Source organism: Acidithiobacillus sp. TH-A36 (assembly GCF_057473445.1).
In genome coordinates, this window is sequence record NZ_JBYCKP010000152.1 from 1 (window position 1) to 10,499 (window position 10,499).

The window sequence follows — 10,499 nt, forward strand, 5'->3', positions numbered from 1 at the left end:
TACGATAGAAAACGTCGAGCATATTTTCAAAAAGACGCTGAAAATTCTGCTCAGATTGGCTGATTTCATGTCCCATTTCTTCACTGAGCTCGGTAGCTGCTGCCAGAACCAGAGTATGCCCGGCAAATTCTATTAATGAGCTGACGGATATGATGTGTTTGATTTTGCCATTGAGTGTATAAACACGGGCTTCTGTAGGACTGTTTTTAGGATTTTCATTGTTCAGTACCTCAAGACGATTAAGAATGCGTCCATGATCTAGAGGATGAATAAAAGAGGTGAGGTCCTTACCCAAAAAATAATCTGGATTATCTCCCTCAAAAAGTTTAACAGCAGATTTGTTGACAAATAGTAATTTTCTGTTGTGTGTTAATGCATGGGGTACCGGATGTTGCTGTAATAACTCCAATGCGGGGAAACTGTTTAAAATTTCCTGAATAGTCGGGGCATCCAATTCATCTGGCTTCTCTGGATATTTCAATGGACTTTTGACTCCACTTGGATAGGAAGCTTTTGCCAATACATGGTCTATCAGTAAAGACTATCATGAGGACTGCAGAATGTCACCATAAGTAAATGATAAGAATGTCTTATATTAATGTACCAAACATTCTGATTACAGACCCTTGGCTTTTCTTTGTTGATCCCACCAGCCATTTTTGCGAATGCGGTTCCAGGTAGCCGCTTTCTGCTCAGGAGTCATGGTTATCCAATGGCAAACTTCTTCAAAAGTTCGGCCACAGGATTTACACACGTCATCGCCCAGAGCGGTAGTGCAAAATCCCAGGCATGGGGAATCAGGTAGAGAGGAATTAGTGGGCATCTGCAGAGGGAGCTACGTCAGGGGCAACCAGAGCCAGAATCTGATCACCAGCACGCGGCTCCGGCTGGTTTTGGTCACTGTTTATGACTTGCAGTTTTCCATTTTTATCCAGAATAAATAATGCCAGAAAGCCTGTGGTAAATTGTTGCTGGTATTGTGACCAGTCAAACTGCTCAGTCAGCCTTGTTGCTTTCAGGGCCCAGCCCTTTTCCATTTTATCCAGCAAAGAACCAGCGGTAGCGTCTTCACTGAAAAGATGAAGACGTCGATGTTGTTTTGCTGTGCGGTTACGGGCACTGGTTTTGCGACTGCTGCCATCGGCCAGGGTAAACACAGAACGATGACCGAATTCGGGATCATAACGCAGTGAGGCGATCAGATTTCGGGCGGCATCGGTGGATAAAGCCAGCAGATAACCAAATCCAATCAGATTGAGTTGACGATCAGCGGCCTCTGAAACCGGGCTACCCAAAAAAGTATCCAGTCCTGCCATGCGTGCCGCCTGGATTTGCCGATATTCATCATCCACCAAAAGTGGCCTGAACCCCCATTCCTTGAGCTTTTCAGCAACGGCGATGGCAAAAGCGTTGGCCCCCACAATGAGGATGCCACGGGGGTCTTTTTCAGAAACACCCAGAAGCCTTGCCATGGGACGCGCTGTAAAACTGGCCAGGAGTACGGTGACAATGATGAGCGCGAAAGTCAGAGGCACAAACAAGTGGGCCTTGGGATAATTCAGTGCTTCCAGTTGCCCGGCATATACGGGGGCGCCTGCTGCTGCGACAATTCCGCGTGGGGCGATCCATCCGGTCATGAATCTTTCTTTCCAGTTCAGTTCCTTGCCATCGTAAGCCAGTAACACTTTGACAGGCTGGGCGATCAGTTGAATAACCAGCGTGAGCAGTACGCCGGAGATGATGACTTCTTTCAAGGCCAGCAGATTCAGGCGCGCAGCGAGGAGAATGAAAAGAATGGAGATTAATAAAATGGAGAGACTTTCCTTGAAATTCAGGATGTTTTCCAAAGGAATGTCACGCATGTTGGCGAGCCAGACGCCCATCAGCGTAACAGCGAGTAGTCCGGATTCGTGGGCGATCTGATTGGCTGCTGCAAAAATAATAAAAACACTACCCAAGGCCACTACGCCATGCAGATAATCGGGGATAGCCCGTTTTCTGAGTAACCACCCCAGGCTTTGACCGGCTAAAACGCCCAATACCAGACCCGCTGCAAGCATTCTGAGAAAAACTTCTACGGCAGAGCGGAGTCCTGTGGAGCCATGATGCGCAATAATGGCTTCGAAAACCAGAACGGCCAGCAGGGCCCCAATGGGATCAATGAGGATGCTTTCCCACATTAATACATTGCTGATACGCGCATTGGGTCTGGCTGCCCTTAACACCGGGCCGATGACGGTGGGTCCGGAAACCACCACAACTGCACCTAAGAGGATCGCCATGGACCAGTTAAAGCCCGCAATCCAGTGAGTAGCTACCGCCAGTATCAGCCAACTGCTGATGGCCCCCAGGCTGACCATTCTGCGAATGACCGAGGCGAGACCGCCCAGTTCTCGCAGGCGTAAATTCAGCGCGCCCTCAAACAGTATTACGGCTACTGCTAAAGAAATACCGGGAAACAGGAGAGGGCCAAATAGCTGGTCCGGTTGAATCCAGCCGGTGACCGGGCCGGCAATAATGCCAATACCCAGAAGAAATATAATGGCGGGTAGTTTGACCCGCCATGCCAGCCATTGGCTGGCCGCGCCCAAAATAACCAGCCCAGCCAGAATCAGCATGATGTTCATAACATTTTATTTTTTAGAGTTTTTTGATGAGCTTGACGATAAACAAAAGAATAATGGCACCAATAAAGGCAACAATAATGGCACCGATAATGCCCGCCCCAAAAAGACCAATCAAGCCAATCGTCGTCAGGACGAATCCACCGATGAAAGCACCGATGATGCCGACAATGATGTCTCCGATAATGCCAAACCCCCGGCCTTTGATGAGCAATCCGGCCAGCCAGCCAGCGATTCCACCGACGATGAGAAAAACAATAATGTTCATTAACATGGTTCAATCCTCTCTATTTGTAATATCGTCTTGTCAAACTAACACATAACGCGTTTCCAGGTCATTATAAACACATAAGAATTCTTTTATATTTTATAAACCAAACTTCGTTTGTTCTATAAAAATGGATTTTCATATTTCTTAACAATTTTTATTACGGCCATGTCTTATCTGGAGAGGCCTTGAGACCTTACACTGAGCGCTGAAAACTGGGATTTTATCCTGTTTTCAGGTGGATCAAGTGTTTGTGGAACTTTTTGGGTACAACATTACAGAATGCAATAGACGTTACATTTATTATTGAAGAAACCCACTGAAAAATTTGCGTAATAAACTGTCTACCCGGGTTTTATATTGCGCAACATCAGCAGAATGATCCCATCAAATATCAGGTTGACGCCCACAAATATGCCGACCAGGATCAATGAACCCCGAGGCCAGGTGACCACGAAGAGAAGGGCAATGAAAATGTCAATAGTACCACTGAAAATGGACCAGCCCCGACCATGTCCCGGATAGATTTTCATTTGCGTGAAATTTCGGTAGGCATCAATGATGAAATACAGAACGAACATCAAACCTATTGCCGCAATTCCAGCATTTGGCAGGGCAATCATGATGCCACCAGTGATAAAAAGCAGTAAGGGTTTCAACCAGTCAGCCATTTGATGCTGATGCATCTGGATGCTGTGGGCAATCCATGTTAATCCGGCAATAATCAGCATGGCGGCAATAACACCATCCGTAACAGCAGAAAGAATAATTGGGCTTAACAGTCCAAATATCCCGACAATGATTAATAAGATAGCAACAGGTAGCAAATATTTACCGAACATTTTCTTTTCGGTTTCTATGATATTTTGCAGATCAGGAATGTTGGGATTCAATTTTTGTTCCTTTTAACGGTACCAGAGTATTTCCGCACTCTCCATGGGCACCAGGCAATTTTGATGGCAAGGAATGATGCGCGGAGTATAGTCTGCCAAGTCACGATCAGCAGGGATGTCCAACGTGTAATTGTAACTGTTGACTGCTCCACTCAGTGCTTCACCACGCTGCATGGGAACCACTTCTAAAGGATATTGGTCACTTCGGTTGGCAAATAGTTCCACGCTGATAGATTCAGCATCCAGATCGTCCAGATAAACATGCACTTCAAAATAATGGCGATTATTTTCGGTACGTACATGCAGATCGCCAAAATGCAGAAGGGGCCAGTGTTGGCGAATATTTTTCTGCCATGTACAAATTTCCTCAATTCGACTTTTTTCGCTACGCGCTGCAAGAAGACGTCCAGCGGGTTCGTATAGTGTCGATACATAATCGCGGAGCATTCGATTACTGCTGAATAAGGGGGTAAGCCGACTCATGCTTTCGCGAATTTTCTCAATCCAGGCTTGTGGACAGCCGCTGGCATCGCGATCCTGATAAAAAAGAGGCACAATCTCGTTTTCCAACAAATGATAGAGAGCTTCTGCTTCCTGAATATCCCATTGTGGATCATCATCATGTTCGGCGCGATCACCGATAGCCCAGCCCGTTTCCGGACAGTAGGCTTCCGCCCACCAGCCATCGAGCTCGGATAAATTCAGCCCGCCGTTGACCAACACTTTCATGCCACTGGTCCCGCTGGCTTCCCAGGGGCGGCGCGGCGTATTAATCCACAAATCGACGCCCTGGACCAGATGTTCGGCCACCAGCATGTCGTAATCGGCAATAAAGACAATGTGATTGGCCAGCTCGGGATGTTGATGAATAAACAAGGTCCACTGCTGAATCATATTTTTGCCCACTTCGTCCCGAGGATGGGCCTTTCCGGCAATGAGAAGTTGTACCGGGTGATGTGGATTGGTCAGCAATTGCCTCAGTCTGTCGGGATTAGTCAAGAGCAGATTGGGGCGTTTATAGGCAGTAAAGCGCCGTGCAAACCCGATCGTCAGGGCATTAGGGTCCAATGCCAACGCTGCACGCTCTTGGTCCTCCAGCGGCGCGTGCGCCTGCGCCAGTTGTTGCTGAAGCCGTTGCCGCGCGAAATGAATGACCTGCTGACGGCCTTTGCTGCGCAATTCCCAAATTAATCCGTCGGGAGTTTCGCGGAATTCTGCTTCGAGTTTTTGCAAATCGCCCAGCCAGCGTTGTTTACCACAAGAGGATGTCCACAAGGCATCTGCTTCAGCTGAATCCCAGGAGGGCATATGCACACCATTGGTGACATGGGTTACCGGGACCTCGTCTGCAGGCCAGCGTGGAAAGAGCGGTTGAAACAGGCGTCTGCTGACTTCTCCATGAAGGCGGCTCACGGCGTTGACAATAATGCTGCCGCGAATCGCCAGCCAGGCCATATTAAATGGTTCTTGCGGATCATCGGGATTTTCCCGTCCCAGTGCCAGGATGCTTTCCACATCGACACCAAAAGCTTCTGGCGCTCCGGCAATGTAACGCGTCATTAATTCTGTCGGGAAACGGTCAAAACCAGCTGATACGGGGGTATGCGTGGTAAAAATGTTCCCGGCCCGAGTGGCATTGAGAGCACATTCAAACGCCGAACCATGATCGCGCATATGGCTGTATGCGCGGGCCAGAATGGCAAATGCGGCATGCCCTTCATTAAGGTGACAAATTTCAGGTTGGACACCCAGACGGCGCAATAATAACCAGCCGCCGATGCCCAGACAGATTTCCTGCTGCAAGCGGGTTTCCGGGCCTCCGCCATATAACTCAGCGGTTATACCCCGATCCGCCGGGGTATTCAGGGGGTCGTTACTATCCAGCAAATACAAGGTCACCCGGCCTACCTGGGCTTGCCAGGCGCGTAAAATGACTTTTCGGCCAGGGAAGGGGAGTTGCAGGCGCAACCATTCTCCTTCGCTGTCACGCACCGGTGTAACCGGCATTTGGGTTGGATCGTTATAGGGATAAAATTCCTGTTGCCGACTGTTTTCATCGAGCGTTTGGCGAAAATAGCCCTGTTGCCAGAGCAGGCCGATACCCAGCAACGGGATGCCCAGGTCACTGGCTGTTTTCAGGCAATCGCCAGCCAGGATTCCCAGCCCTCCAGAGTATATGGGCAGGGCTTCGGAGAGGCCGAATTCCATGCTGAAATAAGCAATCTGTTGGAAGGAAGCCTGGGCGTGATTCTGTTCAAACCAGCTGCTTTGGGCTAGTTGCTCCTGATGCAGCGCATTAAAAGCCTTGAGTTTTTCAATGAATGCTGTATTTTGCGCCAATTCTTGCAGGGTTTGACTACTGATATTTTGTAAAATTAACCAGGGATTGCGCGTTTGCTCCCATAGTTCTGGCGCTATTTCGGCCCAGAGGGAGTCGGCGGCATGACTCCACGCCCAGCGTAAATCCAGCGCCAGCTCCGTCAGACCACTGAGCGATTCCGGCATTTGCGGAAGCAGATAGCATGGTGCGATAGTCACTCACTTTTCTCCGTTGTGTCAGGGTGTGAACTTGCCGGCGGTACCGATGGGCATTTACAAACGCCAGCGGGTATGGCCCATCGGGTTGATTAAGACGCTTCTCCCATAAGTTTTGCAGCTTCTTCCACGCTCTGATTTTTGACGACCAGGGCATGGATCGCCCGACAGAAGCGGATAGCATCCGGCTGGCTGCGTTGATGGACATTTCGGCCTGTGGCACAGCCCTGGGTTCCACCTATATGTAATTGCGCATCCAGACGTTGCAAAAAGGTTTTCGAGTCGGTTTCCGAGCCACCAGCACAAATGACTTGCGTGCGTCCGGCTGCCGCAACGGCTTCACCCAGCAGGCGGGCATCCATATCTCCTTGTTCATTCAAGGGCGGATTGACTTTGGCGAAATCAGCCCCGAGACAGGCAACCAGACCACTGGCACCGGCTATCAGGTGCGAATCCTGCTCTTTGTTGCCTACCGCCTGTCCCCGGGGGTAAGCCCAGATGACCGCCAAAAGACCCATGGCGTGGGCATCCTGGATGATACGCGCGGCCTCGGAAAGCATTTCGGGCTCATACAGTGAACCGGGATAGATGGTATAACCGACGCCCACAACTTTCAGGCCGGAGTGCCGGACGAAATCGCGCACCTGGACCATGCTCTGCCATTGCAAACTGGCAGGGTCACGCTGGGCGGTTTTCACCAGGTGGGTTTTGCTGTTGAGTTTAAGTAGATAGGGCACTTCGGGATAATCCATGGCGTAATGGCTGATCAGCCCCATCTGGGCGGCGAAACAACCCACAGGAGCCGCGCTGGCAATACGAAACAGATGTTCAGGATCAGCGTCGTCTGCAGCGACGTGTTCGCCAACAAAGTCATCATTCAAATGCTCGACCTTCTGATCGCCCGCCATCAAAAAAAGACGCCCGCTTTCCTGGGTGGCGAGTTGATAATTTTCAGTCCAGCGCCGGGCACTGTCAGCGGGAATCCCTAAAGGAGGGCGTTTGAATGGAGACATGGTTGCTAACTCCTGCGTCGTGGTTAGTGTGCGATATTGCTGCCACAAGTATAGGAGATGGACGCGAACCACGTGTGATTGCGTCCATGCAGCATTTTATTGACCTGCATCCCTTTGCTTGGCGATGCGATGACTCAGTACGGCTATTTCATGGGCGAGCAGATATTGATCCTTGGTGACCTCCCATTCCCGAGCCTGTTCCGCATCGTAGCTTTCCGGATCACAGAGGGCAGAAAGTTGTTCACAGTTCATGCTGTCATTCAGGAAACCGATCAGTTCAACAAGCTGATCGTTGCCGAGAACGCCCACGGCAGCATTCAGTGACAGTCCTTCCTTTTTGCTGAGTTGTTCCGCTGCGGCAATGGTTGCTGCATCCAGGGCGTCCTGGTTTCTGAGAGAGAGGGCACGAGTTAAAGCTGACTGTAAATCAATAATGGACATATTTCCTCCTGGTCAAAATCAATTGGGAAAAGTAATGAAGATGGATGCGTCATTATTCCTGGATCATGCCATTATCCAGGTACAAAGATTCATATTCAAAAATGATGGATTGGTCAGGAAGCACCTGCATTTCATCCTTGCCGGTGTAGGACAGCCGGCTTAAAAACCCTTTGATGAGTTGCAGGCGGGCCGTTTTCTTGTCGTTGGCATTAACAATAATCCAGGGTGCGAAAGGAGAATGGCTGCGGGCAAACATGACATTGCGTGCTTCGCTATAATCCTTCCAATGTTTCAAAGCTTTTTCATCAATGGGACTGGTTTTCCATTGCTTGAGTGGATCATCCTTGCGAGACTCAAGGCGTTTTTTCTGTTCCTCGCGGGAAATGTCCAGATAGAACTTGAACACATGAATGCCGGACCGAATCAGCATGCCTTCAAAATTATTGACTTCGGCGAAAAATTCTTCGTATTGTTGATCTGAACAAAAGCCCATCACTTTTTCAACGCCGGCACGGTTGTACCAACTGCGATTAAAAAAGACCATTTCTGCGGCAGAAGGCAAGTGTTCAACATAGCGCTGAAAATACCACTGACTTTGTTCCTTGTCCGAGGGCTTGCTTAACGCAACTACCCGGGTTTCGCGCGGGCTGAGGTGCTCAATAATACGCTTGATGGATCCATCCTTGCCTGCCGAGTCCCGTCCTTCAAGGATCACCAGTATTTTTTCATTATTGCGAATAATATCTCTTTGCAACTTGACCAATTCAATTTGAAGGGCACGCAGTTCTGCCTTGTAACGGGCTTTTTCCTCTTCCTGCCGTTCTTCGTGGAATTCAGTCTGGTGCGACTGCGTTGTACTATTTTTTCTGGTTTTGGACATTTCGGGACTCCTGCATTATTTCTGCTACTCAAGTAACTGCCAAAGCATACCCGACAACTATAGAACATTTCCATATGATTATGTGAAGTCAACATCGGTAAAAAAAGGGGCCATACGGCCCCAAACAGAACATCACCAGGGAAATGGTTTAATGGCTTTCATAACCGGCCAGATGGGTGATGCGCTTGCGGAACACCCAGATTTGATAAACGTTATAAGTAATCATCACCGGCACGAATCCCGTCATGAACAGGGTCAGGATGGCCAGGTCATTGGCCGGATTGCCGCCCTGACTGATGGTCCAGGTCTGCGGAATGATGTAGGGGAAATTGGTGGCCCACATCCCGCCCCACATGAACAAGACAATGGCGCCACACCAGAGCAGTGCCGCGAAATCGCGGTGGGCTGCGTGATTGCTCATCATTTTGTAGGCAGAAATCAGGATGGCAATGAGCAGGATCAGCCAGCCAAACCAGCCGCTCCCCGTCCACTTGGCGGCATCGGGCATGATCGCGTAGGACCAGATCAAGGTGATGACTACCGCCGCCAGCGCCAGGAAAGAAAACAGAGTGGCAGACTTGTGAGCCTTCTGGTAGATGGGATCATCCTGCTCAAAACGGGCACAAAGGTACAAGGTGCCTGCCAGACCGCCGGCGATCAACGCCCCAATCCCTGTCCAGATGCTGAAAGCAGAAAGAAAGCTCAGGGCGTTGCCGGAAAAGTGGGGAACCGTATTCACAAACGGATCATTGGCCACCTGAATGCCTTGCGCGTTGCCGGTATTCATCTGAAAGCCCAGCAAGGTAGCTCCAAGTGCAATCCCCGCAAAAAGGGCCGCGACCAGACTGCCAAGGCCAAACATGAAGCCCCAGAATTTGCGGCTGCTTTTGGCGTGGACATGAAATTCAAAGGCCACCGCCCGGGAAATGATGCCCCAGAGCGCAAACATCAACGGGATCATCAGATAATTGAATGTGGACCCATAAACCAGGGGAAAGGCCCCGAAAATCACCCCACCGGCCACCACCAGCCAGGTTTCATTGGCATCCCAGGTGCCCGCCATGGAGGACATGACGGCCGCCCGATCATTCTCGTTGTTGAGGAGCAGGGAAAATACGCCGGCCCCCAGATCCGCACCGTCGAGAACAATATAAATGACGAAGAAAACCCCTAACAAAATCCACCAGAATGTACTTAAGGTGCTATGAATACGAAATATTTCATGCATGGTATCGGCCCTCAGTTCAGCTTGTTCATGGTCGGTTTGGCGAAAGTCGGCTTGGCAATTCCGCCACCGGATGGATGTGCATCATGATCCGAAGCACCAATGACCGGGCTGGTCATATCGGGTCCTTTTTGGATGACCCGGGTAAAGAAGTACCAGGCACCCCCCCAAACCATCAGTTCGAAAATGATGTAGCCAATCAGCCAGAAGGATTCAGCAGTGACTCCCATGTGGCTGACACCCTGCCAGGTCCGCATCAGGTTATAGACAACCCAGGGTTGACGGCCGATTTCACGTGTCCACCAGCCGGTCCAGACGGCGAGATAGGGCAGGAATCCGCTGAACACCAGCAGACGCAGGAACAACGGGTTCTTACGCAGATGTTCTGCAGTCAACTTCCCCCGCAAGCGCAACCAGTTACCCCAGAGTGCCATGAAAAACAGGAAGAAGCCGATGGTGACCATCACCCGGAAGGCATAAAAGGGCACCCAGACATTGGGTCGATCATTCGGAGCAAAATGATCCATACCGGTGACTACTCCGTCCCAGGTATGGGTTTCGAGCAAGCTGAGAACATGGGGAATCTGGATGGAGAACAGATTTTTTCCTGCTGAAACATC

General features: G+C 50.1%; 11 protein-coding genes. All 11 read right to left on the bottom strand.

Features of this window, described 5'->3' with window-relative positions; all coding sequences use genetic code 11:
* The coding region (locus AC2VLY_RS04130) for a PAS domain-containing protein (RefSeq protein ID WP_486921809.1) at positions 1-520 on the bottom strand (520 nt) is incomplete at its 3' end.
* A gap of 96 nt (positions 521-616) precedes the next feature.
* Entirely contained in the window at positions 617-823 is a 207-nt protein-coding gene (locus AC2VLY_RS04135; RefSeq protein WP_300252410.1) for a DUF1289 domain-containing protein, read from the bottom strand.
* Positions 813-2,618, bottom strand: a complete 1,806-nt coding sequence (locus AC2VLY_RS04140) for a cation:proton antiporter (RefSeq protein WP_486891694.1) — start codon at positions 2,616-2,618, stop codon at positions 813-815. The genes AC2VLY_RS04135 and AC2VLY_RS04140 overlap by 11 nt, the downstream gene beginning before the upstream one ends.
* Before the next feature lie 22 nt (positions 2,619-2,640).
* Positions 2,641-2,898: a GlsB/YeaQ/YmgE family stress response membrane protein gene (locus tag AC2VLY_RS04145; protein ID WP_215858229.1), complete on the bottom strand. Its 258-nt coding sequence runs from the start codon at positions 2,896-2,898 to the stop codon at positions 2,641-2,643.
* A gap of 338 nt (positions 2,899-3,236) precedes the next feature.
* A complete protein-coding gene (locus AC2VLY_RS04150; protein WP_486921810.1) occupies positions 3,237-3,785 on the bottom strand; it encodes an HdeD family acid-resistance protein in 549 nt (182 codons plus the stop codon).
* Positions 3,786-3,797: 12 nt separating this feature from the next.
* The gene (gene glgP / locus AC2VLY_RS04155) at positions 3,798-6,323 is read right to left on the bottom strand and encodes an alpha-glucan family phosphorylase (RefSeq protein WP_486891655.1); all 2,526 of its coding nucleotides are present in this window, start codon (positions 6,321-6,323) and stop codon (positions 3,798-3,800) included.
* An 89-nt stretch (positions 6,324-6,412) separates the two neighbouring features.
* Positions 6,413-7,333: a beta/alpha barrel domain-containing protein gene (locus AC2VLY_RS04160; protein WP_300252394.1), complete on the bottom strand. Its 921-nt coding sequence runs from the start codon at positions 7,331-7,333 to the stop codon at positions 6,413-6,415.
* 96 nt (positions 7,334-7,429) lie between these two features.
* Complete coding sequence (locus tag AC2VLY_RS04165) at positions 7,430-7,774, bottom strand: hypothetical protein (RefSeq protein ID WP_193649977.1); 345 nt, start codon at positions 7,772-7,774, stop codon at positions 7,430-7,432.
* A 52-nt stretch (positions 7,775-7,826) separates the two neighbouring features.
* Positions 7,827-8,654 (bottom strand): polyphosphate kinase 2, encoded by an 828-nt coding sequence (gene ppk2 / locus AC2VLY_RS04170; RefSeq protein ID WP_193649978.1) that lies wholly within the window; start codon positions 8,652-8,654, stop codon positions 7,827-7,829.
* Between the two features lie 148 nt (positions 8,655-8,802).
* Positions 8,803-9,882 carry a cytochrome d ubiquinol oxidase subunit II gene (locus AC2VLY_RS04175; protein ID WP_193649979.1) on the bottom strand — a complete coding sequence of 360 codons (1,080 nt, stop codon included), beginning with the start codon at positions 9,880-9,882 and terminating at the stop codon, positions 8,803-8,805.
* An 11-nt stretch (positions 9,883-9,893) separates the two neighbouring features.
* On the bottom strand, positions 9,894-10,499 hold a 606-nt coding region (locus AC2VLY_RS04180; protein WP_486891652.1), incomplete at its 5' end, for a cytochrome ubiquinol oxidase subunit I.